We start from the raw sequence: 26,676 nt of genomic DNA on the forward strand, positions 1-26,676 counted from the left end.
TTGCTGGCCGAGCTGCTGCGAGACCTTTTCAGGATCGAGGCAAAGAACGTCGCGATCAATCACGACCAGTATAGTCTCAATTCCCTCAATGGATTCTTCGATACCGAAGATGGCGCGTTCTTTTTCAAGTTCCATCAGGAAGAAGGCGAGGAGGCCATGAGCGGCGAATATTACCGCGCCGACATCCTGGCCCGCGCCGGACTTCCCGTAGATCAGCCATTGCTGATGTCGACTCTTCCGGGCGAACAGATCCTCGTCTATCGCCGACGCACTGACCCGCGTTTTTCCGATGTGCTGCGAACGCTGGATCTGAATGACGATGCTGCCGCGAGAGAAAGGGCTGTTGAGGCCGAACGCAGGCTGAGCGAAGCCGTGCTTCAGGTCTATCTCGATACGCTGCATCCGGTGAACGCGGGGGAGGTTGCGGCCGAGCCGATCCACCGGCTTTTTTACGAACGGCTCATCGACCCGTCGGCAGGTACCTATCCGGGCGGGCGAATGGCGAGCTTTTATGTCGGCAAGGAGTTTACCTTTCCAAACCTGACGATCGATTGGGAGACGCTTTCGCGCTGTCGTTTTGTGGTGAACGGCATCGAATACCGCGACAGCCTCGGTGCCCTCTTCGATGCCGCGCATGAGCGGTTGAACCCCTTGCGGCTGACCGATGCCGGAGGAGTGGTCGCGCATGGCGATGCCCACAACGCGAATGTCTGGTACGAGGAGCGCGATGACAGGGCACGCTTGTCTTTTTTCGATCCCGCCTTTGCCGGCGAGAACATCCCGACATTGCTCGCCGAAGTGAAGACGACCTTTCATAACACCCTCGCCCATCCGCTGTGGCTCTACGATCCTGCCATGGCGGCTGAGCACTACACGGCCAGCGTAATGCTCGATGGTAGTCTGCTCCGCGTCACGACCGACTTCATGCCAAGTCCCGCCAGGCGGGCGCTTCTCGACGTGAAGGCAGAGGCACTATGGCGTCCACTGCTCCACGAACTGAAGGCGCGGGGCATGCTTCCGGCCGACTGGCGCCGGGTCATCCGGCTTGGCCTTTTCCTCTGCCCGACGCTGGTGATGAACCTGCGGGCCGGCGCAACGACTCATAACGCGATTTCCTCCCTGATAGGCTTCTCCGTCGCGGTGATGGCCGGAAGCGAGCCGGCTGCGGGAGACGATTTAATTTCAAGATTCATCGACACAATCGATCCGGACAACGGCTGACATGGCGCTGGTCAACATCCACGACTTTCGCGATCTCGCCCGACGGCGGCTGCCGAAGATCTTCTTCGACTATATAGACGGTGGCTCCTTCGAGGAGGAGACGATGCGGGCGAATCGCTCGGACTTCTCCCGCATAACCCTGCGCCAGAACGTGCTAGTCGAGCCGCAACCGCAGGACCTTTCCACGGCTTATCTCGGGAAACGTCATCCCCTGCCGTTCATGCTCGGGCCGGTCGGCTTCCTCGGCCTCTATTCCGGCAAGGGCGAGGTCAAGGCCGTGCAGGCGGCGCATGCCGCGGGCATCCCCTTCTGCCTTTCAACCTTTTCCATCGCTTCACTAGCCGACCTTCGCACCGTCACGGAAGGGCCGCTGCATTTCCAGCTCTATGTGCTGGAGGATCGCTCGCTATGCGAGGAATTGCTCCAAGCGGCAGAACAGGCCGGCGTCGATACCCTGTTCGTAACGGTGGACACAGCCATTACGGGCATTCGCGAACGGGATGTGCGAAACGGCTTCCGATCGCTGACGCGGGTGACGCCGGACCTCTTCGCCCGCCTCGCGCTGAAGCCGCGCTGGCTCGCACAGGTGGCCCTTGCCGGCATGCCGTCGGTTAGGGCTATTGAGCACCGGCCGGAATTCGGTCGCGGCGCGTTTGAGCAGGCGGCCAATCTCTCGCGCCGAATTGACAAGACGCTGTCGTGGAGGGACATCGCCTCGCTACGCGAACGCTGGACGGGCAAGCTCGTAATTAAAGGCGTTCTCACGCCCGCGGATGCCGTACGCGCTCGCGATCTCGGTTGCGATGGGGTGGTGATTTCCAACCACGGCGGACGTCAACTCGACGGTGCCCCGAGCACGATCCGCGCCCTGCCGAGCATTCGCGCCGCCGTGGGAACCGACTTCTGCCTTATGCTTGACGGCGGTATCCTCCGGGGCGCGGACGTCATCAAGGCGATCGCACTCGGCGCAGACGGCGTGATGCTTGGCCGAGCTTATACCTATGGCCTCTCGGCCGCCGGGCAGGCGGGCGTGGCCGAGGTGATCGCCATCCTCGAGCGGGAGATTGCGATCAGCCTTGCATTGATGGGGATTGCCTCCATCGAGCAGCTCAAGGCTCTCGGCGCGGAAGCCGTCTCGACATTATGATGGGAGAGCTGCGCAGCTTGCCGGCGACGAAACGCTGATGCTGGTGGAAATTGAAGATGCGTTCAGCAGTGCTGGATTCACCTACCGGTTAGGGGGACGCGCGTGTCGCCGGGACACGGCTTTCTAAGCTTGGGCGTCCAGAAGTGTCCCGAACGGCATTATGCTAGAAAAGCCGTTCCCCCCAGCAAAACTGGTAGAGACTGTGTCCAATTTTCTAGGAACGTAGCCACATCGTCATCGCTGTAGCGAGACCGCCCTGCAAGGACGTAGCAGGTGCCCATCCGGGAAAACCCCGATCTTGCGGAGCAGGTCCTTCGCGCGGGCCCAGACTGACACAAAAACCAACCTCTTGGTGAGGAGCTCAGCGGCTTCGCAACTACGGCGGAGCCCTTCCTCGATGATCATTTCAGGTGGGGGCGAGTATCGGGCGTGGGACCGATGAGCGGAAGTTGAGGCATCCCTCGTTTGAGGGGATCAGGGAGAGGGCCGACGATAGACGGTGTTTGGCATAGCAGCCTGCTCCCGGATCGATCTAGGTGAGCTTGCCCTCCACCGCGGCCAAGGAACTCTTTCGCAGGTACTTAGTTTAGACAAGCTGCATAAAAGGGAGGAGCACCATCATGAGCGATCCTGTCGCCGTTCATCAAACCCGCGAGACCGTTTACGCTCCTGATCTCTCGGCAAATACGGTCATCAACGAAATCTCTTGGGGAGCGGTGTTTGCGGGCGTCGCGCTCGCGCTTGCGGTCCAATTTCTGCTGAACCTCTTGGGCGTCGGCATCGGAGCCGCCGTGATCGATCCGACAACGAACGACAACCCGAACCCAAGCACTTTTTCGATCGCCGGCGGTCTCTGGTTCGTCGTCTCTGGCATAGTTGCGGCCTTCGTCGGCGGATATATCGCCAGCAGGGTTTCCGGCCGCCCTAGCAAAACGACGGGAAGTTACCATGGGCTGACGAGTTGGGCCGTCACGACATTGATCGTTCTTTATCTCCTTACGACCTCCGTCGGCGCGTTGGTGGGTGGCGCCTTCAGCGGTCTGAGTAGCATCATCGGGGGCGTCGGCAAGACTGCCGCCACAGTCACCTCTGCCGCCGCACCGGCAATCGCCACGTCCGCGGATCCAATGGCCGACATCGAGCGGCAGGTCAGGAGTGCGACGGGAGGCAACGATCCGGCAGCACTCCGCGACGCAGCAGTCGCCGCTGTGCAGGCAGCAGTCACCGGCGACGAGGCGACCGCGGAAGAAGCACGAAATCGCGCTGCTGATGCCATTGCAAAGGCACAGAACATTCCGGTGGACCAGGCACGCGCGCAGGTTCAACAATACGAAGAGAGTTACAAGGCCTCGATCGAACGGGCCAAACAACAGGCGACCGAAGCCGCGGATGCGGCCGCCACCGCAGTTTCTAGCGGGGCCATCTTGGGCTTCTTCTCCCTCGTTGTTGGCGCGGTCGCGGCTTGGTTCGGTGGTGCGTTTGGAACGCCGCGTACTCTGGTCACGACTGATGCCACGCGTCGTGCCGGCTAGTAAGTGGCCCCGATCTCCCGCAGCTGCGGGAGATCGGCGGTCGGAAACGCGTTTGGCTCCCCGCGCTGGAACGGGGAGGGCCGAGTGCTCACCATCAGGTGTCGGCGGCTATCAATGTTCCGCAAGAATTGGCGTAGTCGGCTGGAAGAACTTCCGACCGAAGAACGTCGCGGGTTCGTGATCGCCCCAGCCGACTCGAAAACGAGCGATGGAGCGATGCTCATCTCTTGTTTGGAGGGCATTCTGGTCTCTGCCGTGCCTAACTGGCAGCGGTTAAAGGATAGCCCCCTGGTAGCTCCACTTCTCCTGATTGGTCGGCCTAATATAGCCCGCAAGTGCCGCTTCAGAGGTTGGGATTCCCCCGCTTCCAGGAGATAATGAAGTCCTCTGTAACAGATCTCTTGATGAACCTGTGGGGCGCTCACATACGCGGATGTCAGCTTAATTTTCGAAGATAGCTGGACGGTGCTACTGTGCCAGACGGGACAATGGCAAGATGATGTTCACTGATAAACCGGTCGGACGCCAGTCATAGTTGAGGGCACCGCCGAATTGGCGGATCACAGTCTGCTCCACCAACGTGCTGCCGAAGCCCTTGGAAGCAGGAGGGGAGGATATTTCTCTCCCCCCCTCTTCACTCCAAGTGACGCTCAGGGCGTCGCCGTTGATCTGCCAAACAATGTCCACCCTGCCATTGTCGCCGCACAGCGCCCCGTATTTGGCCGCATTGGTCGCCAGTTCATGGAAGACTAGCGCAAGTCCGTTGACCGATTGCTCGCCGCATAGAATGGTAGGGCCTGCAAGAGAGAACCCGCTCTTGCCGGGGATTGCCGCAGGCTCGTGAGGCGCGATGACGATGCTTATTAGGTCCGCAAGATTGGAGGCCGCCCCTTGGACGTCGCTAAAAGATGGCTTCACCAAGGAATGGGCAGCGGCGAGCGCATGCAACCTGCCAGACAACAGCGCGACTAAGTCATCCTTACTGTCCGTGCTGCGGGCGCTGATGCGGATTATGCCGTCTACGATAGCGAAAAGGTTTTTGAGCCGGTGGCTCATCTCTCTGGTGAGCAGTTCCTGCTGTTCAAGCGCCTGCTGGAGTTCCCGTTCGGATCGGGCCATCTTCAGTGCTACGCCGATGAAATCGGCAAGCTCCTGCAGCGTGGCTCCGTGACCGCGGTGGAAATACCCGATCCTGTTGGCGACGACCCAAAGGGTCCCGAGTGGCTCCGTCCGTCCTATATATAGGGGAACGAGCAAAACCTCTGGCAGCGACAAGCCCGCTGGTATCCAGTTATAGACGCGTTCCGGATGGATCGCCAGTGTTGGTGCGCTGCGGTCGAGCGTAATACCACACGGCGAGTAATCGCGGGGAGTAGTCGCCCCGTTGAACGGCGACAGAATTCCCTTCAGATTATGCCAGCGGAACACCGGGAACGACTCTGTCTGTTCGAGCAGGCTGACACCGGCGGAAATCGCGCCTGTCAGTTCCATGGCGAGTTCGACGAACTTTGGGAGCATTTCTCCAGGCGCATCGTGCATGCGTCCGGCGAGCTGAAGTAGTGCGGCCTTCTCCTGCGCGGCATCGCCGCGTGGCACTGGCCGCTCACTCAGGTCGACCGTGTAGACCGCCGAAACGTCGGGCTTGGGCACCTTCACCGCTTCCATCTTCTCGCTTCCCTCTCGGTGCGCGCAGACCCTCAAGCGTCATCGGTATCCTATTTACACGATGGAGGCAAAACAGCAGACATGGGGCCGAGTCTTCAAGACGCACCTGTTTGTGACGGTCATCTGCGCTCGCTTAACTGCCCCAGTCACGCCACTTGGGCACGTGTGGCATTGTGCAGGAGCTTGCGAGACGGTGCAAGCGCTTGCGCGCCAACATGCGCTGGCGCCAAAAGATGGAAGTGGTTGAGATTAATTCGCTGTTCAACCTTTAAGCATAGCGTGCCGAGCACATTGGTTTAGATCCGCGTTTGTATTGATGAGCGAATTTCAGAACAAAACTATTAGACTTATGACGGTCTGCGACGGCGAGGATTCAGTGACTGATCCTTCCCAGCGCCGGCGAAACCTTCTTTCGTCGACCCTGGAACTTTACCGGGCTCTGGGAGGGTCTTTTGAGGAACTCGAGTCAGCCATTATGAAAGAGGAAACAGGCACCCTCCGGCGCCTCGACCTCGTAGTAGGCGATCTGATGAAGGAATTGGCGGCTATCTGTCACATCTACGACATGGACATCATGCAGGCCGGTCACAACACACTCGACAAGCTGATATATGAGGAACGGTCTTTTCCAACGACGGAATTGGACCGGAGCATCTAAAGCAGCCGTTGGGCGCGCTCGTCAGGCGCTGCAACAGGTTTCGCCCACCTACGTCTCCGAATCGGATGTCACTGAGATCAACAAACTCAAGACGCATAGATGAAGCCCTGACCGTTTCCGGTCAGGGAATTTCGTTGGAACTGTCGTTCTGCAGTATGAAGCAAGGACACGGAAATACGGTCCGCCGCAAAGCCCACTACAAGCATTGGCAATGCTAGAGGGTGTGTCAAGGCATGGTCGATCTTATACGAAGGTATTATCTGCACCAGTAACAATTTAGGGGTTTTTGTATTCTTGTTTACTCTGCGACGAATCGACCGGAGCGCGCTTGTCCGGCGAAAATAGCCCAAGCAAAGGCTTCATCGAACGGCAAACGTTCAGTGCCAAGCGTGCCCAACACCATGGTCGACAGGAGGATCCAAGGATGCAACCCAGAACGGTCAGGACCGGTCTTCCTGATGTGCTGGCCACCACCACTAGCATCGCGCGAGCGGCCGAGGCGGAACGTTATTGTCGCTGGCATGCGACCCGCATCCTCCACCGCGTTAACCGAACTTCAAACTTATCTTCTTGCGAACAGGCGCAGGGGCATCAGCCGGCGTTGATGCGTGTCTCTTTCCGAGCCCCATCGCCCGTGCGAGTTCCGAGCGCTGCAGAGCATAGTTGCGGGCGGTCATCGGGTAGTCGGATGGAAGCTTCCATTTTTCGCGATATTGCTCCGGCGTCAAACCGTATTTAGTCGTTAGATGCCGCTTGAGAGATTTGAATTTTTTCCCATCCTCCAGGCAGACGATGAAGTCGTCGGTCACGGACTTCTTGATCGGAACTGCGGGGCGTTGCTCCTCAACTCCTGACGGGCTCTGCGCTGACGCAGACGTCTCGCCCAGTGAGACGTAGGTTTGCTGGATAAGGTGGGGGAGTTCGTCTGGGGCAATGATATTGCGGCTCAAATAAGCCGATACGATGCGACTGGTGAGCTCAAGCCTTCGTCCATTTGCGTGCGCTTCTGTCAATGATCTTCTCCGCAGCCTGTTACAAAAGATCGAGCCACCAGCGTGCAGATATTTCGGTCGGAACGAAGGCACCTGACCCAGCGCTGCGCTATATATCTCTGCTCTCATCGTTTCGAAGGGTTACATGGCCGAAAACAAAACGCACTGGCTCCGGAAAGAAAATACAGATCAGACGAAGGCGAGCTTTCCTGAGCTCTTTTTCGATCTCGTTTTCGTTTTTGCCCTGATACAGCTTTCCGAGAGCCTTTCGGATGAATTCAGTCTTGGCATCGCCGCCGAAGCAGTACTCTTCATCTTCGCGCTTTGGTGGGTATGGATCCACACGACGTGGGTCATGGATCTTCTGGATACCGGGATCTCACCGGTCCGCCTGCTGCTCTTTACGCTGATGTTCTGCGGCATGGTAATGGCCATCGCGCTGCCGGAAGCCCTCGCGGGCATGGGACTTGTCTTTGCGGTAGCCTATTCGGCCATGCAGGTCAGCCGCTCGCTGTTCAGCCTCTATGCGTTCCGAAGAGGCGACTTGGCCTCGTTCATGACCTTCTTCCGGATTACCGTCTGGCTTATTATTTCAAGCATCTTCTGGATCACGGGAGGTCTGTCCGAACCGAATCTGCGCGTCGTCCTGTGGATCGTGGCACTTGCTCTGGAATACGTAGGTCCGATGGTCAGATACTGGGTACCACGTCTCGGAGCTTCGCCGCGGGAAACGCTCGACATCGACGGGGAACATCTCGCTGAACGCAGCGCGCTTTTTGTCATTATCGCGCTCGGGGAGACCATACTGACGATTGGCAAACACACGTTTGAAAACCTGGACACTGAAGGTACGCCTCTGGTGCTGTGTCTTTCCTTCCTGACTACCGTTCTCATGTGGTGGATCTATTTTCACGACGGCCAGCAGCGCGCTGCTGACAAGGCGGAGGATACGTCTAAACCGCAAACCACCGCGCAGTATCTTTTCACCTACGGTCACCTTCCGATCGTAGGCGGCATCATCTTCACCGCCGTCGCAGAAGACTTCAGCCTGGCGCATCCTTACCAATCGGGAACATACAATAGCGCGCTGGCGCAGCTCGGCGGACCGATCCTGTTCCTTGCAGGGACAATGTGGATGAAAGGGGTGTCTTCGCGCGTCCTGCCTTATTCGCACGCCTGTGGCATCGGCTTGCTGGCAGCCAGTTTCACGCTTGTGCCTTTCATCGCCAACTCCGCGATCCAGGCGCTTTCAGGTGCGATACTGCTCATGGTAGCCGTCTGGGAGTATGTCGCGCTGAAGCACTTGCGGCGCAGCGCCGCCTGATTGCCACGGCTTCCGTTTCTGCTGAGAACTGGGACGGTAATCTCGCAAGTAATCTATGGCTCCCATCGACGGCGACGCCGCTGCTCAGGACAAGTGATGCGGGAGAGTGGAGGGAGTTATGACTCAGCGTTCATCTGCAATATCCGTTGCTCGCCAATTCCGCTGTGGCTCCGGGGGGAGAAACGACGACGCAGTCACTGCTTCTAGGTACGGCTACGATGTAGTGGCGTTCCGCCGGTCATAGCTCATGACCCCTGTCCAAAACCGACGAGGTGGGATTCCCAGCTATCCCTGAAATCGCCTGCACAAAGTAATACCTTCCGTGTATCTGGCATTACCTAGGAACGCAGATGACAACGACAGTTACAGCTAAGGGGCAAGTGACCATTCCTAAACGGGTGCGCGATTTATTGGGCATCGTTCCTGGAAGCAAGGTTGACTTTCGCCGTGCTGCCGACGGCACCGTCGTACTGACGCGTGCAGACAAAAAGCAGGCAGCGAGCCGCTTTGCGAAGTTGCGGGGTCATGCCGGCAAAGGACTCGATACCGACGCCATTTTGGCCCTCACCCGTGGCGAAGCATGACGTTCATCGACACCAACGTCCTCTTGGACGTCGTCACAAACAACGACAATTGGGCAGATTGGTCGATTGCTCAACTCGAAGCGACGAGTCTAAACGGGTCCTCGCTGATCAACGATTTGGTCTACGCGGAGCTGTCGGTCAGATACGATCGTGTTGAGGGCCTTGAGGTATTTCTTGAGGAGGCTGGACTGGAGATGACGCCAATTCCTCGAGCCGCGCTTTTCCTCGCAGGAAAGGTGTTCACGCAACATCGCCGGGCAGGAGGATCAAGGACTGGCGTCCTACCCGACTTTTTCATTGGCGCGCATGCTGCAGTTAGCCAGCTTCCGCTTCTGACCCGCGATATCGGACGGTATCGCACCTACTTTCCGACGCTGTCGCTGACCACGCCACACCCCATAGCGTCTCTGAATCGGTGTGCCCGTTCCTAGACAATCAGCCGAGCCGCTCGTCCGTTCTTCCGTTCCACTGTGTTGTATTAACACGCCGCCTGGCTCACCGACTTATGCAGTGACTGCTGCATCGCTTCGGGCAGGGGAATTCCGAGATTTGCCGCCTCGGTCAGATATCCTGATCTCAACCCATGTGCCGAAAACAGCGAGGGATCGAGCCCCGCCTGTTTGCAACGAGCTTTCAGGATCAGGTTGACCGACTGCGGCGTCAGCGCCCGCCGGTCGATATTGCCTCATTGATCGGTACGCCGAAATATCGGCCCGTCATTGATACGGCTTCCGCCTGCCACCGTTTCAAGGCGGTCACGGGCCGATCAGAAGCACGTGTTCGTTATCGTCGGCATTAGCGTAACGCCCTCGACATCCGTCGCGCAAACGCCGTACCGACTTCGCCGACATAGACGAGCTCACCCCCCTTGCGTGCTACCATCCTGGTTCGGTTCAAAGGGGATCGCGCCCATTCGATCCCAAAAAAAGAGAGGCATTTGCTGCGAGCAGCTCCGAAAGCCGGTCTGCGACCGTGCGCACGGCTTCCCGGCCGCGTTCGTCGTCATGCAGGACCATCCAGAGGTCATGCCCGAGCTCATCGATCACCCGCCCCGCCCGGACGAAGCCTGGATCGCTATCGCCGATGAAACATGGCATCACGCTGATGCCCGCTCCCGCCTTCACTAGATCGAACATCATCCGCGGTGAGTTTACCCAGTTCGTGATGTGCCGGCCCGGCTGTTCGAATGCCCACCGTTTCCACGGCTGGTTGGCGACGTCCGTACCCAGCGAAACCCAGTTGCAATGGCGCCGGTGGTCAAAACCTTGGGCGCAGTAGGGCGCATAGGCGACGGCGACGGAACGCCGGACCGCGACATTGCCCAACTGCGGCCGCTCCGGGGCGAGCCCAATGTCCACGTCGCGGTGTGTCAGGTCGATCGCGGCCTCAGTTGTCTTGAAACAAACGCGAAATGCATCGTGCGGTGTCCAAAGGTGCCGAAGGCTTGTTGCCGTGAAGCACGACACCGTGTTGTCCGAAAGAAGCCGTACGATCGGCATCGAATGCACCGTCTCTTGCCAATCGACGATGTCCTGCGCTGCCTCCTGCATCGCCCTCACGCGGTCCAGCAATATCTGCCCGTCCGGTGCGAGCTCGTACCCCGTCCGCGCCCTGACGAACAGCGCTCGTCCCGTGGCACGCTCCAGCGCCAGCATCCGTCGCCCAATGGTCGGCGCACTGATCCCCGTCTTCGCAGCGGCACCCGCAAGCCCGCCTTGCTCGGCGACGTGCAAAAAGAGACGAAGATCTTCCCAGTTTTCGACTTTCATCCGGTTCGACTTTCATCCATGAAAGATGGCTTTCGTTCGTGCCTCTACAGTTGCATGGCCTCTCGAACCATCTTCCGGGCAACGCCAGATGCCCGGAGAAACGAGATGCTACTTGAATGGACGATCCTATATAGGGAGCTGGTAAGCCAACAGCGCAAAAAATGCTGCGACGCGTTCGCCGATCCACTCGACGGCGCCGAATGGGAAGGATTCGGCTGGCTCGTGAAATGGATCGCGCGGTCTGCGGTGCGCCGTTCGCAAGCCGGTGACCACAAAGGGCAGGGCACGCTCGATGAGACGTGCCGCGCGCAACCGTCCGCGGCGCCCTTGGGCTTGCCTGCGCCCAGCCCGATCGGCTCTCGCTGCGCACTGAAGTGAGGCCGTCCTCCCGCCGCGCTCTTACTCGATCGATGCGAACAAGCATCCAAGCAGCAAAAATTTCCCCGGATCATCTGACGTTGGGACAGTGCAATTATCGCTGCTGTCAGAAGGGTGAGCGCAAGCAATGGCCGCGATCCACTCGATTACTTCGGCGCGTTTGAAAGGACGCACAGCTTTTCCTCCCACCGGAAACGTCGATCTTCACGATCCGGCATATTCCTCGTCTCGAGGAGCTGGAGCGGGAGCAAATCCAAGAGAGGGAGCGCGACCGCGACGAGCGGGATCGTTAGAGAGGTATGCAAAACGATAACCGGCAAACAGTAGGTAACCCAGACCAACGAACTGAAGGGCGACGAGTGCTTCCTCCGGCAACCCACGGCCGTGAAAAACACTTACAGCGCCTAAATATGGCTTCCGCTGCGACCCATTCATGAATTCCGGTAGCCAGGGGTGAAAATCAGTCCCTGTGGGAATTTTATGAAAAGTGACCATGCGCGGAAGGATCGTCAATCTTGCATCTCAATCGCACGAGCGTTGTGTGCAATATCGCAGGGGAGCGCGACTCAACTCCGCTCCACAGTCGTGGAGCTCCCCGGGTTCGATTCCCTTGAAGGCGAGGGTTAGAAATCGACCTTCCCACCAAAGCGGCGGGCGCAGCCGTATCGATGCGGCGCACTGGACGCAGGTCAAATCCGACCTCGATCCGAAGCGCTTCATCCATCCGCACGGTCCCGGCGTTTTTGGCAAAGACGACCGCTTGGGAGGATTACTGCGATGGACAGCGTCCGCTTGAGCAGGCGATCAAGCGGCTCGGCAAGCAGAAGTCGGCCGCATGACATTTGAACGCCGGCGTGTTGGGACCACATAAGAAGTATGAAAAAGCAGACGATACCGATTGAGCAACTCGCACGCCTCCGGCGTATACGGGGCCTGGCCCGGCTTATGGACACGGCGCTCCGAATTCCCGGCACCCGCGTCTCGCTCGGCGCGGACTCCGTGCTCGGTTTGATCCCCGGCATCGGCGATTTCGGCGCTGCGGCGATCAGCCTCTTCATCGTCAACGAGGCGCGCCGTCTCGGCGTGCCGAACGACAAGCTTCTCAAGATGCTGGTCAATGTAGGATTCGACACGGTCGCGGGGAGCGTCCCGGTGGTCGGCGACGTCTTCGACGTCTATTTCAAGTCCAACCGCCGCAATCTCCAACTGGTGCTCGACCACTTCGGACTCGATCACGCTGATCTTGATCGATCGCGATGATCAACGGCCGCCGGCCGGAACGGTCATATCGAACACCGCGGCATTGTCCTGAACTTCGCGCAGGCCTTGGTAGGAGGCGTGGCGCTTCTCCACGCAGCAAAAGCCTTCTTATTTGTTCTATGCAGATCGATGCGGACCAAAGCTGGAGCTGCTCAGCGCATGGAGGCGAGCGAAACCATTAGCAAGTCGGCAGATGATGTTGGCCGTAGCTACTGGGCTTCGGACCGTTACTGTTGTTCTGGCAACTCGTCTGGACGGATCACGGGCGTTCTTCCGACGTCAGGAGCAGGCTCGACCATTTCGGTGTCGCCGACTGTTGGAGGCTTCAGAACTCCGTCGCAATCATCAAGTTTTTCTGTGAGCGTCCCCCGATTGGCGCCCGCACCCGGAGCGACGCGGCAACGCTCATTCTGCGCGCCAGTTCCGGGGTCATTGGAGAGTGCTGACGTTGTGAACAGGGCGGCGATTGCAAGCAATGGGGCGGCGACGAAATCTCTGGTCAGTTTGTACCTCATAGGACTCGTCCTTCAGTTTAGGCGCCGCGGAGTTGCAGCCCTTCCGTGGCGATAGGGAAGTTGGGATCTCTAGAAAACCCGAGCTCGCCAGCAATAGTTCCGGTGAGTAGCTGCCAAGCGAACGCCAGTCACAGACAGCCCGTAATGGGTGGAGCGGCCTATCGGAGGAACCATTCGGCGATCGCCATTCGCGACGCGTTGCTGACGCCTTCGCTTAAGGTGGGCCTTCGCACCCTGGCCATCGTGCCAAATCACCATGATCAAGCCGCCGCTCCAGCCCCGGAAGACGAAGAGAGGGCCGCTTATCGGATCGCGCTTCAAGGTCTCCTGTACCATTAGGACAGGCGTATAGCCCGTCGCCAACCAGACCGACCCCACACCGCTCGGGACCGGGATCATCGCCGCTCCAGCACATCAGAAACCCGGCCGAGCGCTTCGGGGTCGACGTCACTCTCGACCCGCAGGCGACGGCCTCGGCCAAGCTCGATCGTGACGATACTTGCCCTTTTGCGCGGCTGGGAGACCGGCGGCTCCGCTGGCGACGACGGCGGCGGCTCGACGATCTCTACCGGAATGAGCTGCGGGACGGACGGCGCGGATATCTGACAGAGTTCCTTGCGCCAGCGAAAAAGCTGGCTCACATGGATACCGGCCGTTCGCGCGATCTCGGAAACGCGCGCCTCCGGCATGAATGTCGCGGCGACGCGCCGTTCCTTCTCCTCGCGAGACCAGCGCCGACGCCGCTCGACCGACGTGATCACCTCAATCTGATGCTTCGTCATAGGACTACTCTTAAATGGGGTATTCAGCTTGCGCTGCATCTGTGGTGGGTGAAGAGAGGTGCTGCGCTTCGAGCTGATGATAAAACGTGGTCTGCGAGGCCTTTCCTGCACCCCGAGCTTGACGCCGTCTACAACGCCATCGAAATGCCGTGGAGCAACGGCCAGGCGGAGGGCCAAATCAACCGCCTGAAGACAATCAAGCGTGCGATGTATGGCAGAGCTGGCCCGGAGCTGCTCAGGGCACGCATGCTGCCGCTCGATCAAAATCGCCACCACACGAAGTGAGGAAGACCCTAATTAAAGGCCAAGCGACACCTTGATCCCGCCTCGCCGATGATTACGGAACCCGAGAGGAAAGCCGGCTGGGCAGCGTCTCCGCGGAACTTTTGCGCTCGTTTTAAATTTAGCCAATGCTCGTTCCGAAAGGCCCATCATGAACGTAAGCGACGAAAGAACCGTCTCGCTGTGGGCGACGGTCAAAGCTGCGCCTGACGCGGTTCCACTCATGGAAAACGATCAGGCCGACGTCATCGTCATCGGCGCCGGAATTGCCGGTTTGTCGGTAGCCTACGAGTTCGCCATGTGTGGGCAGAAAGTCGCTGTTATCGATCGCGGCGAAATCGGCAGCGGGATGACCGCGCGGACAACCGCTCACCTTTCATCGATATGCGATGACTATTTCTCCCAGCTGATCGAGCTGCGGGGGCGCGAGCTGGCCCGGCAGTTTTATCAAAGTCAGTCAGCCGCAATTGACCGTATCGAAGCGATCCAAAAGAGCGAGGGCATAGCCTGCGACTTCAGACGTGTCGACGGCTTTTTATTTCCATCATCCGGAGCGGAGGATGCCAGTCTCGAGCGCGAGCTCGACGCAGCACTCCAAATCGGGGTCGCGGTAGAAAAAATCGTTGGTTTGCCGTTTGTTGAGTTTTCAGCGGCGCCAGCCCTCCGCTATGGCCGTCAGGCGACGTTCCATCCGCTTAAGTATCTACGTGGGCTGGCTACCAGCATTTGCGCGCGTGGCGGCAGGTTATACTGTGATACAGTTGTCGAAAAGGTCGAGGAAGCCGAAGACGGCGTCCGCGTGTCAACGAGCTCTGGGCTCAGCGTCACCGGAAGATGGGCCGTTGTCGCAACTAATTCGCCGATCAATGACCGTGTCGCCATCCACACCAAACAAGCGCCATATCGGACCTACGCGATGTCGTTCGAAATCGACCGCGGAGTCGTTCCGGATGGGCTCTACTGGGACATGGAAGATCCGTATCACTATGTCCGCCTGCAACCCGGTGAGGGCGCGAGCGACTTTCTCCTGGTAGGCGGCGAGGACCACAAAACGGGTGCGGTTGACGATGCTGAACGGCGGTTCGCCGCTTTGACGGCCTGGATCAAGCGCCTGGTGCCCAATCTCGGCGCTGAAACCCATCGCTGGTCCGGCCAAGTAATGGAAGCCATCGACTACACTGGTTTCATTGGCCGCAATCCGGGGAACGAACGTGTGTTTGTGATCACCGGCGACTCCGGCGAAGGCATGACGCACGGAGTTGTCGCTTCGATACTGATCCGGGACCTGATCCTTAAAGGCAGCAGTCCGTGGCGGGACCTTTACGAGCCGTCTCGTAAAACCACGGGAGCGATTGTGGACTATCTCGTGGAGAACGCCACGGCGGTTAAGAATTTCGCAGAGTATGTTGCGCCTGGCGAGGTCGACTCCGTCGATAAGCTCCAGCCAGGACAGGGTGCCATCGTCCGCGAGGGCTTGACCAAGGTAGCCGCCTTCCGCGCCGAGGACGGGACGTTATACAAACGATCCGCGTCCTGCACGCATATCGGCTGCCACGTGCATTGGAATTCCCTTGAACGTTGCTGGGACTGTCCTTGCCACGGCTCGCATTTCGCGGTCGACGGCACGGCCCTGAATGGGCCCGCCGTCTCGCCTTTGGCTGACCTCTGATAGTTACGAGCATTGAGGTCTCGGCCGCAAATTCTACAGGTGAGTAGTTCATCTTGCGACGCCAAGTCGCCCATTTCACAACCTCGATATTTAATCTCTGAATTGCTGTCCGCGACAGTCGCCGGTTATCGCCCACAAGTCAGTTCGAGCGCCGCTAATGTCCGTGGCGAGTGGTAGGAACCCTCATCCTCTCAATCGATAGGGCAGGGCAGGCGTTGGCACATTCGATGCCGTTCGGGGCCGTCCACCCCAACAGAAGCGGTGCGATCAGAGCTTTAAATGGTCGTGCCTCGGCGTTAGGTCATGGCTCTCCTTGATGTTGCGCACTGAGCCAGGCTCGGGAACCTTATCACCGGGCGCAAACTAATGCGAATGTTTGCTGCCCGTGTTGTCCTCACGCGCTCAGTCCCGTCGTTGAAGCGATCTCGGAGCCGGGTGGCCCCGCCAGATCTTGAGCGCAGGCTGCTGGAGATATCGCTCGGTTGATCGCCATTGAAGAATTTAGGCATACGAGTATTATGGTACACCGTAATATCACTACCATCGGCAGACGAACCGATATTGAGGTAAGAGGATGAACGCTGATTTCCGGGAGACCGACATCCGAGTAGAGCGTCCGGCCAAGACATTGAGGGAATTAGCACTCGAAAAGGTCCGGGATGCGATTGTAGACGGCTATTTCAAACCTGGCGAACGTCTCGTCGAGCGTGATCTCTGCGGTCAATTGGGCGTGAGCCGCACGGTCGTCCGTGAGGTGCTACGTCATCTCGAATCCGAGGGGCTCGTAGCGAGCTTACCGAACAAGGGACCGATCGTCGCGCTCCTCGACTTGGATGAGGCAAAGCAGATTTATGAAATCCGTGGCGCCCTCGAAGGAATGGCTGCGCGGCTGTGCGCGGAACGACGCGACCCGGCCATCGCGGAGGCTCTCGAAGCGTCGTTGAAGGGCATCCGCGAGAGCTATGCCGCCAAGGACATGCATGGCGTTCTCAGCCAGACTTCCGCTTTCTATCAAACATTGTTCACCCGGGTTGATCGGCACGTCGCCTGGGGCGTCGTGAATCTTCTGACCGTCCGGATCAACCATCTGCGCTCCATGACGATCAAGACCAAGAATCGCGACGTCGAAGGACCTGCGCAAATGGAAAAAATCGTCGATGCGATCAGAAGGGGCGACGGCGAAGCGGCCTGCAGAGCCGCCCTTGACCATGTCGCCCGCGCCGCTGCCATCGCCGAAACGCTCATCGCCGCTCAGCAGACGGGCGAGTGAATAGTCACGGTGGAAGGCAGAATGGCCCTGCCTTCCCTGAGGCGATGCTGTCGACCTGGCCCAGCCCGGTTATCCGGGAGTCGGTCACCGATCGCTTCTGCAAAGGCGACGGCATTGTAACTGAGCCCGCGGCACCTCCTTTTCCTGAAATAGCGCCCCACACACATCGGACGTCTGTGCAGCGGCCGCCGGCGACCAGTTTGGCGTTCGCCCTGGGTCCATCTGACAGGCTTCGCGCACCCGCGCCGCGACTTGAGGTTGGCTTCTCTCCCGCCAGTCGCCGACGCAAGGCGATTTTCTTCAATGCCCATCCGTTGCTCCCGACGCTTCTGGTTCGGATTCCAGGGGCGCTTGACACTGCAATACTATGGTATACCATAAGACGTAATAGATATGTTGGGAAGGATTTCCAATGGCCGTTCAGATCCGCAAAACGCTGCTCCAAATCGAAACGACCTTGATCGAAGGAGGCAAGGCCACCCCGCAGCCGTTGAAGCTGTTTTCGGCGCTGGCGGTGGTGAAAAATCCGTGGGCGGGGCGGGGCTTCGTGGAGGACCTCAAGCCGGAGATCCATGCGGCAGCACCTGTGCTTGGGGAGCTCCTGACCAGAATGATTATCGACGCCGTGGGCTCAGGCGAAGCGGTCGAAGGCTACGGCAAGGCCGCCGTTGTGGGGCTTGACGGTGAGATCGAGCATGCCTCGGCACTCATCCATACGCTGCGCTTCGGCAATCACTATCGCCAAGCGGTCGGCGCCAAGTCGTATCTCGCCTTCTGCAATACGCGCGGCCCCGCCAACGCCACCGTCATGATCCCACTGATGGACAAGAACGATGAGGGTCGCCGTTCTCACTACCTGACGATTCAGACTGCGATGCCCGATGCGCCGGCCGCCGATGAAATCGTCGTGGCTCTTGGCGCATCGGTTGGCGGACGCCCGCACCATCGGATCGGCGACCGCTATCAGGATCTGAAGGACCTCGGCCAGGACGTCGCCAATCCGGCCGGCGTGTAAACGGCAGGCACTTCGATGCAGACGGTCACATCAAATACGTCCGGGGAGGGCGGCACTGCGCTGCCGCGCAAGACGACTGTGCGCGGAGCCGCCTACCTCGAAGCCGGTGAGGGCGAGCCGTTGATCCTCATTCACGGCGTCGGCATGCGCCTCGAGGCCTGGGCGCCGCAGATCGAAGCCTTCGCCAAGACCCACCGCGTCATCGCGGTGGACATGCCCGGGCATGGCGGGAGCGAGAAAATCGCGGCGCGCAGCACGGTGCGCGACTTCGTCGACTGGTTCGGCCGCTTTCTGGACGATATCGGTATCGACCGTGCGAATCTCGCGGGGCACTCGATGGGTGCGCTGATTTCCGGCGGCGCGGCGGCAACCTTCGCCAACCGCATCACGCGAGTCGCTTATCTCAACGGCGTTTACCGCCGCGATCCCGCGGCAAAGGCGGCCGTTCTGGCCCGCGCAGCGGCGATCCGAACAACCGGCGTGGACACGGCGGGACCGTTGCTGCGATGGTTCGGCGATGATCCGCAGAGCCAGCGAGCACGGGAATTGACCCGCACGTGGTTAGAGGCGGTCGATCCGGAAGGGTACGCGATCGCCTATACCGCCTTTGCAAACGGCGACGAGGCCTATGCCGATTGCTGGCCTTCCGTCACTTGCCCCGCCCTTTTCCTCACGGGTTCGGGAGACCCGAATTCGACGCCGGAAATGGCTGAGCAGATGGCGTCCCTGACGCCGAACGGATGGGCCCGCGTCGTCGATGGTCACAGACATATGGTCAATCTGACCGCGCCGGAAAGTGTCAATGCGCTGATGGCGGAGTGGCTGAATTACCGGGAGGAGCCGGCATGAGTGTGGAAGATCCAAGAGCCTTGCGCGACGCCTTTGGCGCCTTTGCGACCGGAGTGACGGTGGTGACAGCGAACAATCCGGCGGGCCAGCCAATCGGTTTTACAGCCAATTCCTTTACGTCCGTCTCGTTGGATCCGCCCCTGCTGCTCGTGTGTATTGCCAAGACCTCGCGCAATTATGAGACGATGACCGGAGCGGAGCGTTTCGCCGTCAACGTCCTGTCCGAAACACAAAAAGACATCTCCAACACCTTCGCCCGGCCGGTGGAGGATCGGTTCGCGTCCGTCGACTGGAGGAAAGGGCCGAATGGTTGCCCGATCTTTTCCCAGGTCGCGGCCTGGTTTGAGTGTTCGAAGCAGGACCTCATCGAGGCTGGCGATCATGTGATAATGGTCGGGCGCGTAACGGCCTTCGAGAACAGCGGACTAAATGGCCTCGGCTATGCCCGCGGCGGCTATTTCACGCCTAGGCTGGCGGGCAAGGCCGTTTCCGCGGCCGTCGGGGGCGAAATTCGTCTCGGCGCAGTACTCGAGCAGCAGGGCTCAGTATATCTCGTGGGCGATGAAACGCTGTCGATCCCGAGTTGCACCGTCGAAGGCGATGACCCCGCCCGGACCCTGGCGGCGCATCTCGAGCAATTGACCGGACTGAACGTCACCATCGGCTTTCTCTATTCAGTCTATGAAGACAAGAGCGATGGACGGCAACACATCGTCTATCACGCACTGGCCAGCGACGGTGCCCCGCAAAGAGGCCGGTTCCTGAGGCCGGAGGACGCCGCCCAGGCGAAATTCAGCAGCACCGCGACCGCCGACATCATCAATCGTTTCGTGCTCGAAAGCTCCATCGGCAATTTCGGTATGTACTTCGGCGACGAGACCGGCGGCACGGTTCACCCGATCGCGAAGAAGGACGCACGCTCATGAAATTCTCGCTTTTCGTTCACATGGAGCGCCTGGATGCCTCCCAGGACCACAAGACGCTGTACGAAGAATTCGTCACGCTTTGCGAGATCGCCGACCAAGGCGGCATGCACGCGATCTGGACCGGTGAACATCACGGAATGGAGTTCACCATTGCGCCCAATCCCTTCGTGACAATTGCCGACCTTGCCCGCCGCACCAGGACCGCGCGGCTTGGAACCGGCACGGTGATCGCCCCGTTCTGGCATCCGATCAAGCTCGCGGGCGAAGCCGCGATGACGGATCTGATCTGCGATGGCCGGCTCGACATCGGGATTGCCCGTGGCGCCTATTCCTTTGAATACGAGCGGCTGTTGCCGGGCCTCGATGCCTGGAGCGCCGGGCAGCGCATGCGCGAGCTCATTCCGGCGGTGAAGGGGATTTGGGCGGGTGACTACAGCCACAATGGCGAGTTCTTCAAGTTTCCTGCCACGACCTCGTCGCCGAAGCCGCTGCAGAAACCCCATCCGCCGATATGGGTTGCTGCGCGCGATCCGAACTCGCACGAATTTGCCGTCGCGAACGGCTGCAATGTGCAGGTGACGCCGCTCTGGCAAGACGACGACGAGGTGCGGAGCCTGATGGGACGGTTCAACGACGCCTGCGCGAAAAGCCCTGAGGTCGAGCGGCCGAAGATCATGCTGCTGCGTCACACCTATGTCGGCTCCGACGAGGTGGACATCGCACAGGCCGCGCATGAGATGAGCGTCTACTACAATTACTTCTTCGCCTGGTTCAAGAACGAGAGGCCGATCACACAAGGCCTCATCGAGCGGATTCCGGATGAGGAGATTGCCGCCAACGCCATGCTCTCGGCCGAGGCGATGCGACGCAACAACGTCGTTGGTGCAGCCGACGAGGTCATCGCTCGCATCAAGAGCTACGAGGCGATGGGTTATGACGAATATTCCTTCTGGATCGACACGGGCATGACCTTCGAGCGCAAGAAGGCGTCGCTTGAACGCTTCATCGCCGAGGTCATGCCGGCATTTGCGGAGTAGGGCACATGCAGCGCTTCCAGTGTTACATCAACGGTGAATTCGCGGACGGCGAAGCACGGTTCGAGAGCATCGACCCTGCGACCGGTCATGCCTGGGCGGAGATGCCGGAGGCGCGCGAAGCGGACGTCGATCGCGCCGTCGAGGCGGCACGCAAGGCCCTTCATGACGGGCCGTGGCCCAAACTTTCCGCCACGCAGAGAGGTAAGCTCCTTTACAAGCTTGCCGATCTCGTTGCCGAGCACGCCGGCAAGCTCGCCGAACTCGAGACGCGCGACACGGGCAAGGTCATTCGCGAGACCTCGGCGCAGATCGCCTATGTGGCGGATTATTATCGCTATTACGCGGGCATCGCCGACAAGATCGAAGGATCCTATCTGCCGATCGACAAGCCGGATATGGATGTCTGGCTCCGCCGCGAACCGATCGGCGTCGTCGCCATGGTGGTGCCCTGGAATAGCCAGCTTTTCCTCTCGGCGGTGAAGATCGGTCCGGCGCTTGCGGCCGGCTGCACCATGGTGGTGAAGGCTTCGGAGGATGGACCGGCACCGCTGCTTGAATTCGCCCGGCTGGTGCATGAGGCGGGCTTTCCCGCCGGCGTCGTCAACATCATCACCGGCTTCGGCCCCTCCTGCGGCGCGGCGCTCAGCCGACATCCTCAAGTGGACCACATCGCCTTCACCGGTGGGCCGGAGACCGCGCGCCATGTGGTGCGGAATTCGGCGGAGAACCTCGCCTCGACCTCGCTTGAGCTCGGTGGCAAGTCGCCCTTCATCGTCTTCGCCGACGCCGACCTCGAAAGCGCTGCAAATGCGCAGGTCGCCGGGATCTTTGCCGCGACGGGACAGAGTTGCGTCGCGGGCTCGCGGCTGATCGTAGAAAGAAGCGTCAAGGATCGCTTCCTGCGGATCCTCAAGGCAAAGGCGGAGGCGATCCGGATCGGAAGCCCTCTCGATATGGCGACGGAGGTCGGCCCGCTCGCGACTGAGCGCCAGCGCGACCATGTACAAGCACTGGTCGCCCGCTCGCTCAGCGCCGGCGCCGGGCTCGTGACGGGCGGCACCGTGCCTGAAGGTGCTGGCTTCTATTTTCGTCCGACCATTCTCGATTGCGACGGTAGCGCCTCGCCGTCCCTCGATAACGAGTTCTTCGGTCCCGTACTCTCGGTCCTGTCCTTCGAAACCGAGGCCGAAGCTCTGCGTATCGCCAACGATACGCGCTACGGGCTTGCGGCCGGTATCTTTACGCAGAATCTCACGCGGGCGCACCGGTTGATGAAGGGGATCCGCGCTGGGATCGTCTGGGTCAACACCTACCGGGCGGTGTCACCGATCGCGCCCTTCGGCGGTTTCGGGCTCTCCGGCCATGGGCGCGAGGGCGGCCTCGAAGCCGCGCTCGACTACACGCGGACGAAGACCGTCTGGCTCAGGACGTCGGACGATCCGATCCCAGACCCGTTCGTGATGCGGTGACGGTGATGTTCTACGAGATCCGCACCTATCGACTGAAGAACGGCGCCATCCCGGCCTACCTGCAGGTGGTGGAGGACGAGGGGATCGCCATCCAGAGGAAGCATCTTGGCGAACTCGTCGCCTATTTCTTCTCCGAGATCGGACCGATCAACGAGATCGTTCACATCTGGGCCTATGCGAGCCTTGACGACCGAGAGCGGCGTAGGGCCGCACTGATGGACGACCCCGACTGGCGGGCATTCCTCCCTAAGATACGCGACCTCATCGAAGTCGCGGAGAACAAGATCATGAAGGCTACGCGCTTTTCGCCCACCGGCGGCGGCGCATCACCAGAACAACCAATCAAGTAAAACCGGGAACAACGGAGCAAGGGAACATGAAGAGGATATTCGCTTTAACGATCGTCGCCGCCGCCATGGCAACATCCGCGCCGGCATCCGCCGCCGATCTCGTTTTTTCAAGCTGGGGCGGCACGACACAGGACGCGCAGAAGGCTGCCTGGGCTGACAAGTTCGCGGAGAAGACCGGCATCAACGTGCTGCAGGACGGGCCGACCGACTACGGCAAGCTCAAGGCCATGGTCGAGGCGAATGCCGTCACCTGGGACGTAGTCGACGTCGAGGGCGACTACGCCGCGCAGGCCGGCAAGAAAGGTCTGCTCGAAAAGCTCGACTTCTCAGTTATCGACAAATCGAAACTCGACCCGCGTTTCGTCACCGACTACTCGGTCGGCAGTTTCTATTATTCTTTCGTCATTGGCTGCAACAAGGACGTGGTCGATGCCTGCCCAAAGACGTGGGCGGACCTTTTTGATACGGAAAAGTTCCCCGGCAAGCGCACCTTCTACAAGTGGTCGGCGCCTGGCGTCATTGAAGCAGCGCTTCTCGCGGACGGCGTGCCGGCTGACAAACTCTATCCGCTCGATCTCGACCGCGCCTTCAAAAAGCTCGACACTATCAAGGGGGACATCATCTGGTGGTCCGGCGGCGCACAGTCGCAGCAGCTCCTTGCCTCTGCTGAGGCACCCTTCGGCAGCCTCTGGAACGGTCGCATGACCGCGCTAGCCCAAAGTGGCATCAATACCGAAACCTCCTGGGAGCAGAACATCACGGCCGCCGATTCACTCGTCGTGCCGAAGGGAGCGAAGAATAAGGAAGCGGCGATGAAGTTCATTGCACTTGCAACATCGGCCGAGGCCCAAGCTGAACTCGCCAGTTTAACCGGCTACGCGCCCATCAATCTGGATTCCCCAAAGATGATGGACCCGGAAGTGGCCAAAACGCTGCCGGACGCGCAGACGGCGAGCCAGGTTAACGCCGACATGAACTACTGGGCAGAAAACCGCGATGCGATTGGTGAGCGCTGGTACGCGTGGCAGGCGAAATAACCACCGGGAACCACTGGGAGGACGGCTGTGGCGTTCTTCCGGTGCTCCGGCGGTCAGAGGGCTGCGTGCTGTCCCCTGACGGCGCATTGCCCTCTTGATGGGAGGAAAGACGACGATGGTTACGCAGACCGAAACCGAGAGCGGGAGACCGTTTGCGCCCGTACGCGCCCGGCGGCCGACCGACTTTGATCTGACTTTGCCGGCGCTCGGCCTGCTGATCCTGTTCTTCGTGCTGCCGGTTGCCATCCTGCTGATGCGCAGCGTCACGGAACCAATGCCGGGCCTCGGCAACTACGCCGAACTGCTGGGCTCTTCGACCTATTTGCGCATATTTGTAAACACCTTCATCGTATCCGGCCTGGTCACATTTGTCTCGTTGCTGATCGGTTTTCCCGTCGCCTGGGCGCTTGCCATCCTGCCCACCCGCGTTGCTTCGGTGGTATTCGCCATTCTGCTCCTGTCCATGTGGACCAATCTGCTGGCACGCACCTATGCCTGGATGGTGCTGCTGCAGCGCACCGGTGTCATCAACAAGCTGCTGATCGGGATGGGGCTCATCGACAAGCCGCTGCCGCTCGTCAACAATCTGACCGGTGTGACGATCGGCATGACCTACATCATGCTGCCCTTCATCATCCTGCCGCTCTATGGCGTCATTCGGAAGATCGACCCGGCCATCCTGCAGGCGGCCGCACTTTGTGGCGCCAACCGCTGGCAATCGCTCGTCCGCGTGCTCTTGCCGCTTGCGATGCCGGGCATGGCGGCGGGCGCGCTCATGGTCTTCGTCATGTCGCTCGGCTACTTCGTCACGCCGGCGCTGCTCGGCGGTACCGCGAACATGATGCTCGCCGAACTCATTGCGCAGTTCGTCCAGTCTCTCGTCAATTGGGGCATGGGTGGTGCCGCAGCCCTTGTGCTGCTGGTCGTCACACTGGCGCTTTACGCCGTCCAGCTCCGCTTCTTCGGCACCGATCGGATGGGAGGGCGCTGAGATGCTTTTGAACTTCGATCGCCTCGGCTGGTGGAAGCTCGTTCTCCTCGGCATCACGCTGCTGACGACGGCATTTCTGCTTCTGCCGATCCTGTTCATCGCGGCGCTGTCCTTCGGATCGTCGCAATGGCTGATCTTTCCGCCACCCGGCTGGACGCTCAAATGGTATCAGGAGCTTCTCGCCGATCCGCGTTGGCTCGAGTCCGCCTGGACGAGCTTCCAGATCGCGATCATTGTCACTGTCCTCTCGGTTCTGCTAGGGCTCGTGACCTCGTTCGGCCTAACCCGCGGGCGTTTCCCGCTCCGAGAAGCGTTGAAGGCGCTGTTCCTGACGCCGATGATCTTGCCGGTCGTGGTACTTGCGGTCGCGCTCTACGCATTTTTCCTGCAGATCGGACTCAACGGGACCCTAACTGGCTTCGTCATCTCGCATCTGGTGCTGGCGCTTCCCTTCTCGATCCTGTCGATCACCAATGCGCTCGAAGGCTTCGACAAATCGATCGAGGATGCCGCCGTGTTGTGCGGCGCGTCTCCGCTCGAAGCCAAGCTCCGCGTGACGCTGCCGGCGATCAGCCACGGCATCTTCTCTGCAGCGATCTTCTCCTTTCTCACCTCCTGGGACGAAGTGGTCGTCGCAATCTTCATGTCGAGCCCGACGCTCCAGACGCTCCCCGTGAAAATTTGGGCGACGCTGCGGCAGGATCTGACACCGGTCGTTGCCGCGGCTTCCACACTTCTCATTCTCTTGACCGTGCTTTTGATGGTGCTCGTCGCTCTCGTTCGCAAAGGACTGAAATCATGAGCAAACCTTTCCTGCAAATCCGGGGTATTCGCAAAGAGTACGGGCCGGTGACCGCCGTGCAAGACGTCAATCTTGATGTCGCGCAGGGCGAGTTCCTGACATTTCTCGGCCCCTCGGGATCGGGCAAGAGCACTACGCTCTATATTCTCGCCGGCTTTGAGAACCCGACGCGCGGCGACATCCTGCTCAACGGCGAAACGCTGCTCATGACGCCATCGCACAAGCGCAACATCGGTATGGTATTCCAGCGCTATACGTTGTTCCCTCATCTTTCCGTCGGCGAGAACATCGCCTTTCCGTTGACGGTCCGCCGGCGGCCGAAGGCGGAAATTGATGCCAAGGTGCGCCAGATGCTGAAGCTTGTGCGGCTCGAAGGCTTCGAGGACCGCAAGCCCGCGCAGATGTCCGGTGGGCAGCAGCAGCGGGTCGCATTGGCGCGCGCACTCGCATATGACCCACCTGTGTTGTTGATGGACGAGCCCCTCTCGGCACTCGACAAGAAGCTACGCGAAGAAATCCAGCACGAAATCCGCCGGATTCACCAGCAGACGGAAGTGACCATCCTCTATGTCACGCATGACCAGGAGGAAGCGCTTCGCCTTTCCGATAGGATCGCCGTTTTCTCGAAGGGCGTGATCGACCAGATCGGCACCGGGCCGGAGCTCTATGCCAATCCCGCCACCCGGTTCGTCGCCGAGTTTATCGGCGACAGCGATTTCCTGCCCTGCAATGTCGTCTCTGCGGCGAATGGCCGGGCTGAGATCGCGATCGGCGATAGCATGACCGTTTCCGACGTGCCCCTTCATGGGGCGGCATCCTCCGGCAGCAAGGCGGCGCTGATGCTAAGGCCGGAGCGACTGCTCCTGTCCAAGACACGCTCCGATGCTGGGTTGCCAGTCACGGTCAGCGACATCACCTTCCTCGGCAACAACGTCCACGTCGCCACGAAAACCAGCAAGGGCAACGACCTGTCGGTCCGCCTGCCGTTCGGCCACGAGGCGATCTCCGGGCTCAATCGCGGCGATGCCGTGTGGCTGAGATTCGATGCCGGCTCGGCGCATGTCTTCGGTCAATGAAGGTAGGCGCCGTGCCGCGGGCGGCGTGCCCCGCAACGGAATTCTACCGCCGGGATAAAGTCCGATGCGCGGTCGC

General features: G+C 60.0%; 27 protein-coding genes and 2 pseudogenes. 22 read left to right on the top strand and 7 right to left on the bottom strand.

Features of this window, described 5'->3' with window-relative positions:
• From BHD07_RS23980 to BHD07_RS23990, 3 genes are all read left to right on the top strand, one after another.
• A complete protein-coding gene (locus BHD07_RS23980; RefSeq protein ID WP_338283460.1) occupies nt 1-1,221 on the top strand; it encodes a hypothetical protein in 1,221 nt (406 codons plus the stop codon).
• A 1-nt stretch (nt 1,222) separates the two neighbouring features.
• Nucleotides 1,223-2,368, top strand: a complete 1,146-nt coding sequence (locus BHD07_RS23985; protein ID WP_338283388.1) for an alpha-hydroxy acid oxidase — start codon at nt 1,223-1,225, stop codon at nt 2,366-2,368.
• A gap of 620 nt (nt 2,369-2,988) precedes the next feature.
• A complete protein-coding gene (locus BHD07_RS23990) occupies nt 2,989-3,900 on the top strand; it encodes a PhnA-like protein (RefSeq protein ID WP_338283390.1) in 912 nt (303 codons plus the stop codon).
• 468 nt (nt 3,901-4,368) lie between these two features.
• Here BHD07_RS23990 and BHD07_RS23995 read toward each other — a convergent pair whose 3' ends face one another.
• Nucleotides 4,369-5,565, bottom strand: coding sequence for a sensor histidine kinase (locus tag BHD07_RS23995; RefSeq protein ID WP_338283391.1), 1,197 nt, complete (start codon nt 5,563-5,565; stop codon nt 4,369-4,371).
• Between the two features lie 475 nt (nt 5,566-6,040).
• Here BHD07_RS23995 and BHD07_RS24000 point away from each other — a divergent pair, with 475 nt between their 5' ends.
• Nucleotides 6,041-6,223, top strand: a complete 183-nt coding sequence (locus tag BHD07_RS24000) for a hypothetical protein (protein WP_338283392.1) — start codon at nt 6,041-6,043, stop codon at nt 6,221-6,223.
• Between the two features lie 545 nt (nt 6,224-6,768).
• On the opposite strand, the gene BHD07_RS24005 is transcribed toward BHD07_RS24000, so the two are convergent.
• A complete protein-coding gene (locus BHD07_RS24005; RefSeq protein ID WP_338283393.1) occupies nt 6,769-7,236 on the bottom strand; it encodes a MucR family transcriptional regulator in 468 nt (155 codons plus the stop codon).
• Between the two features lie 124 nt (nt 7,237-7,360).
• Here BHD07_RS24005 and BHD07_RS24010 point away from each other — a divergent pair, with 124 nt between their 5' ends.
• The 3 genes from BHD07_RS24010 (at nt 7,361) to BHD07_RS24020 (ending at nt 9,554) form a co-directional block, all read left to right on the top strand.
• On the top strand, nt 7,361-8,539 hold the full coding sequence (locus BHD07_RS24010) for a low temperature requirement protein A (RefSeq protein WP_338283395.1): 1,179 nt from the start codon (nt 7,361-7,363) through the stop codon (nt 8,537-8,539).
• A gap of 350 nt (nt 8,540-8,889) precedes the next feature.
• The gene (locus tag BHD07_RS24015; protein ID WP_338283397.1) at nt 8,890-9,123 is read left to right on the top strand and encodes an AbrB/MazE/SpoVT family DNA-binding domain-containing protein; all 234 of its coding nucleotides are present in this window, start codon (nt 8,890-8,892) and stop codon (nt 9,121-9,123) included.
• The gene (locus BHD07_RS24020) at nt 9,120-9,554 is read left to right on the top strand and encodes a type II toxin-antitoxin system VapC family toxin (protein WP_338283399.1); all 435 of its coding nucleotides are present in this window, start codon (nt 9,120-9,122) and stop codon (nt 9,552-9,554) included. Before BHD07_RS24015 ends, BHD07_RS24020 begins: the two co-directional genes overlap by 4 nt.
• 47 nt (nt 9,555-9,601) lie before the next feature.
• On the opposite strand, the pseudogene BHD07_RS24025 reads toward BHD07_RS24020, so the two are convergent.
• A pseudogene (locus BHD07_RS24025) lies at nt 9,602-9,917 on the bottom strand (integrase); the annotation flags it as partial.
• Nucleotides 9,918-10,016: 99 nt separating this feature from the next.
• On the bottom strand, nt 10,017-10,892 hold the full coding sequence (locus tag BHD07_RS24030) for a LysR family transcriptional regulator (protein WP_338283400.1): 876 nt from the start codon (nt 10,890-10,892) through the stop codon (nt 10,017-10,019).
• A gap of 105 nt (nt 10,893-10,997) precedes the next feature.
• Between BHD07_RS24030 and BHD07_RS24035 the strand changes: the two genes are divergently transcribed.
• The 3 genes and pseudogenes from BHD07_RS24035 (at nt 10,998) to BHD07_RS24045 (ending at nt 12,530) form a co-directional block, all read left to right on the top strand.
• A complete protein-coding gene (locus tag BHD07_RS24035; protein ID WP_338283401.1) occupies nt 10,998-11,270 on the top strand; it encodes a hypothetical protein in 273 nt (90 codons plus the stop codon).
• A gap of 653 nt (nt 11,271-11,923) precedes the next feature.
• A pseudogene (locus tag BHD07_RS24040) lies at nt 11,924-12,109 on the top strand (hypothetical protein); the annotation flags it as partial.
• A gap of 37 nt (nt 12,110-12,146) precedes the next feature.
• On the top strand, nt 12,147-12,530 hold the full coding sequence (locus BHD07_RS24045) for a DUF4112 domain-containing protein (protein WP_338283402.1): 384 nt from the start codon (nt 12,147-12,149) through the stop codon (nt 12,528-12,530).
• 227 nt (nt 12,531-12,757) lie between these two features.
• On the opposite strand, the gene BHD07_RS24050 is transcribed toward BHD07_RS24045, so the two are convergent.
• The 3 genes from BHD07_RS24050 to tnpA all read right to left on the bottom strand — a co-directional run bounded on the left by BHD07_RS24050 (nt 12,758) and on the right by tnpA (nt 13,827).
• On the bottom strand, nt 12,758-13,045 hold the full coding sequence (locus BHD07_RS24050) for a hypothetical protein (protein WP_338283403.1): 288 nt from the start codon (nt 13,043-13,045) through the stop codon (nt 12,758-12,760).
• Nucleotides 13,046-13,114: 69 nt separating this feature from the next.
• Entirely contained in the window at nt 13,115-13,444 is a 330-nt protein-coding gene (gene tnpB, locus BHD07_RS31980; protein WP_445190496.1) for an IS66 family insertion sequence element accessory protein TnpB, read from the bottom strand.
• A complete protein-coding gene (gene tnpA / locus BHD07_RS24055) occupies nt 13,441-13,827 on the bottom strand; it encodes an IS66-like element accessory protein TnpA (protein WP_338283404.1) in 387 nt (128 codons plus the stop codon). Before tnpA ends, tnpB begins: the two co-directional genes overlap by 4 nt.
• A gap of 433 nt (nt 13,828-14,260) precedes the next feature.
• Between tnpA and BHD07_RS24060 the strand changes: the two genes are divergently transcribed.
• The 12 genes from BHD07_RS24060 to BHD07_RS24115 all read left to right on the top strand — a co-directional run bounded on the left by BHD07_RS24060 (nt 14,261) and on the right by BHD07_RS24115 (nt 26,600).
• Nucleotides 14,261-15,778 (top strand): FAD-dependent oxidoreductase, encoded by a 1,518-nt coding sequence (locus BHD07_RS24060; RefSeq protein WP_338283406.1) that lies wholly within the window; start codon nt 14,261-14,263, stop codon nt 15,776-15,778.
• A gap of 574 nt (nt 15,779-16,352) precedes the next feature.
• Nucleotides 16,353-17,048 (top strand): GntR family transcriptional regulator, encoded by a 696-nt coding sequence (locus tag BHD07_RS24065; RefSeq protein ID WP_338283407.1) that lies wholly within the window; start codon nt 16,353-16,355, stop codon nt 17,046-17,048.
• Between the two features lie 412 nt (nt 17,049-17,460).
• Complete coding sequence (locus BHD07_RS24070; RefSeq protein WP_338283408.1) at nt 17,461-18,063, top strand: amino acid synthesis family protein; 603 nt, start codon at nt 17,461-17,463, stop codon at nt 18,061-18,063.
• 15 nt (nt 18,064-18,078) lie between these two features.
• The gene (locus BHD07_RS24075; protein ID WP_338283410.1) at nt 18,079-18,912 is read left to right on the top strand and encodes an alpha/beta fold hydrolase; all 834 of its coding nucleotides are present in this window, start codon (nt 18,079-18,081) and stop codon (nt 18,910-18,912) included.
• Nucleotides 18,909-19,838 carry a flavin reductase family protein gene (locus BHD07_RS24080; RefSeq protein ID WP_102764163.1) on the top strand — a complete coding sequence of 310 codons (930 nt, stop codon included), beginning with the start codon at nt 18,909-18,911 and terminating at the stop codon, nt 19,836-19,838. Before BHD07_RS24075 ends, BHD07_RS24080 begins: the two co-directional genes overlap by 4 nt.
• A complete protein-coding gene (locus BHD07_RS24085; protein ID WP_338283411.1) occupies nt 19,835-20,875 on the top strand; it encodes an LLM class flavin-dependent oxidoreductase in 1,041 nt (346 codons plus the stop codon). Before BHD07_RS24080 ends, BHD07_RS24085 begins: the two co-directional genes overlap by 4 nt.
• Before the next feature lie 5 nt (nt 20,876-20,880).
• Nucleotides 20,881-22,344: an aldehyde dehydrogenase gene (locus tag BHD07_RS24090; protein ID WP_338283413.1), complete on the top strand. Its 1,464-nt coding sequence runs from the start codon at nt 20,881-20,883 to the stop codon at nt 22,342-22,344.
• Nucleotides 22,345-22,349: 5 nt separating this feature from the next.
• Nucleotides 22,350-22,694 carry an NIPSNAP family protein gene (locus tag BHD07_RS24095; RefSeq protein WP_338283414.1) on the top strand — a complete coding sequence of 115 codons (345 nt, stop codon included), beginning with the start codon at nt 22,350-22,352 and terminating at the stop codon, nt 22,692-22,694.
• A 26-nt stretch (nt 22,695-22,720) separates the two neighbouring features.
• A complete protein-coding gene (locus BHD07_RS24100; protein WP_338283415.1) occupies nt 22,721-23,731 on the top strand; it encodes a polyamine ABC transporter substrate-binding protein in 1,011 nt (336 codons plus the stop codon).
• 115 nt (nt 23,732-23,846) lie between these two features.
• On the top strand, nt 23,847-24,722 hold the full coding sequence (locus tag BHD07_RS24105; RefSeq protein WP_338283416.1) for an ABC transporter permease: 876 nt from the start codon (nt 23,847-23,849) through the stop codon (nt 24,720-24,722).
• Nucleotide 24,723: 1 nt separating this feature from the next.
• A complete protein-coding gene (locus BHD07_RS24110) occupies nt 24,724-25,524 on the top strand; it encodes an ABC transporter permease (RefSeq protein WP_102762286.1) in 801 nt (266 codons plus the stop codon).
• Nucleotides 25,521-26,600, top strand: a complete 1,080-nt coding sequence (locus BHD07_RS24115) for an ABC transporter ATP-binding protein (protein WP_338283417.1) — start codon at nt 25,521-25,523, stop codon at nt 26,598-26,600. The genes BHD07_RS24110 and BHD07_RS24115 overlap by 4 nt, the downstream gene beginning before the upstream one ends.
• Nucleotides 26,601-26,676 lie beyond the last annotated feature (76 nt).

The organism is Sinorhizobium sp. KGO-5 (assembly GCF_036245905.1).
Lineage (GTDB): Bacteria > Pseudomonadota > Alphaproteobacteria > Rhizobiales > Rhizobiaceae > Sinorhizobium > Sinorhizobium meliloti_A.

What these genes read in the sequence shown, in the direction of transcription:
- BHD07_RS23985 (WP_338283388.1), top strand. Translation starts at nt 1,223, where the DNA reads ATGGCGCTGGTCAACATCCACGACTTTCGCGATCTCGCCCGACGGCGG.
- BHD07_RS23990 (WP_338283390.1), top strand. Translation starts at nt 2,989, where the DNA reads ATGAGCGATCCTGTCGCCGTTCATCAAACCCGCGAGACCGTTTACGCT.
- BHD07_RS23995 (WP_338283391.1), bottom strand. Translation starts at nt 5,565, where the DNA reads ATGGAAGCGGTGAAGGTGCCCAAGCCCGACGTTTCGGCGGTCTACACG.
- BHD07_RS24000 (WP_338283392.1), top strand. Translation starts at nt 6,041, where the DNA reads ATGAAAGAGGAAACAGGCACCCTCCGGCGCCTCGACCTCGTAGTAGGC.
- BHD07_RS24010 (WP_338283395.1), top strand. Translation starts at nt 7,361, where the DNA reads ATGGCCGAAAACAAAACGCACTGGCTCCGGAAAGAAAATACAGATCAG.
- BHD07_RS24015 (WP_338283397.1), top strand. Translation starts at nt 8,890, where the DNA reads ATGACAACGACAGTTACAGCTAAGGGGCAAGTGACCATTCCTAAACGG.
- BHD07_RS24020 (WP_338283399.1), top strand. Translation starts at nt 9,120, where the DNA reads ATGACGTTCATCGACACCAACGTCCTCTTGGACGTCGTCACAAACAAC.
- BHD07_RS24030 (WP_338283400.1), bottom strand. Translation starts at nt 10,892, where the DNA reads ATGAAAGTCGAAAACTGGGAAGATCTTCGTCTCTTTTTGCACGTCGCC.
- BHD07_RS24035 (WP_338283401.1), top strand. Translation starts at nt 10,998, where the DNA reads ATGCTACTTGAATGGACGATCCTATATAGGGAGCTGGTAAGCCAACAG.
- BHD07_RS24045 (WP_338283402.1), top strand. Translation starts at nt 12,147, where the DNA reads ATGAAAAAGCAGACGATACCGATTGAGCAACTCGCACGCCTCCGGCGT.
- BHD07_RS24050 (WP_338283403.1), bottom strand. Translation starts at nt 13,045, where the DNA reads ATGAGGTACAAACTGACCAGAGATTTCGTCGCCGCCCCATTGCTTGCA.
- tnpB (WP_445190496.1), bottom strand. Translation starts at nt 13,444, where the DNA reads ATGATCCCGGTCCCGAGCGGTGTGGGGTCGGTCTGGTTGGCGACGGGC.
- tnpA (WP_338283404.1), bottom strand. Translation starts at nt 13,827, where the DNA reads ATGACGAAGCATCAGATTGAGGTGATCACGTCGGTCGAGCGGCGTCGG.
- BHD07_RS24060 (WP_338283406.1), top strand. Translation starts at nt 14,261, where the DNA reads ATGAACGTAAGCGACGAAAGAACCGTCTCGCTGTGGGCGACGGTCAAA.
- BHD07_RS24065 (WP_338283407.1), top strand. Translation starts at nt 16,353, where the DNA reads ATGAACGCTGATTTCCGGGAGACCGACATCCGAGTAGAGCGTCCGGCC.
- BHD07_RS24070 (WP_338283408.1), top strand. Translation starts at nt 17,461, where the DNA reads ATGGCCGTTCAGATCCGCAAAACGCTGCTCCAAATCGAAACGACCTTG.
- BHD07_RS24075 (WP_338283410.1), top strand. Translation starts at nt 18,079, where the DNA reads ATGCAGACGGTCACATCAAATACGTCCGGGGAGGGCGGCACTGCGCTG.
- BHD07_RS24080 (WP_102764163.1), top strand. Translation starts at nt 18,909, where the DNA reads ATGAGTGTGGAAGATCCAAGAGCCTTGCGCGACGCCTTTGGCGCCTTT.
- BHD07_RS24085 (WP_338283411.1), top strand. Translation starts at nt 19,835, where the DNA reads ATGAAATTCTCGCTTTTCGTTCACATGGAGCGCCTGGATGCCTCCCAG.
- BHD07_RS24090 (WP_338283413.1), top strand. Translation starts at nt 20,881, where the DNA reads ATGCAGCGCTTCCAGTGTTACATCAACGGTGAATTCGCGGACGGCGAA.
- BHD07_RS24095 (WP_338283414.1), top strand. Translation starts at nt 22,350, where the DNA reads ATGTTCTACGAGATCCGCACCTATCGACTGAAGAACGGCGCCATCCCG.
- BHD07_RS24100 (WP_338283415.1), top strand. Translation starts at nt 22,721, where the DNA reads ATGAAGAGGATATTCGCTTTAACGATCGTCGCCGCCGCCATGGCAACA.
- BHD07_RS24105 (WP_338283416.1), top strand. Translation starts at nt 23,847, where the DNA reads ATGGTTACGCAGACCGAAACCGAGAGCGGGAGACCGTTTGCGCCCGTA.
- BHD07_RS24110 (WP_102762286.1), top strand. Translation starts at nt 24,724, where the DNA reads ATGCTTTTGAACTTCGATCGCCTCGGCTGGTGGAAGCTCGTTCTCCTC.
- BHD07_RS24115 (WP_338283417.1), top strand. Translation starts at nt 25,521, where the DNA reads ATGAGCAAACCTTTCCTGCAAATCCGGGGTATTCGCAAAGAGTACGGG.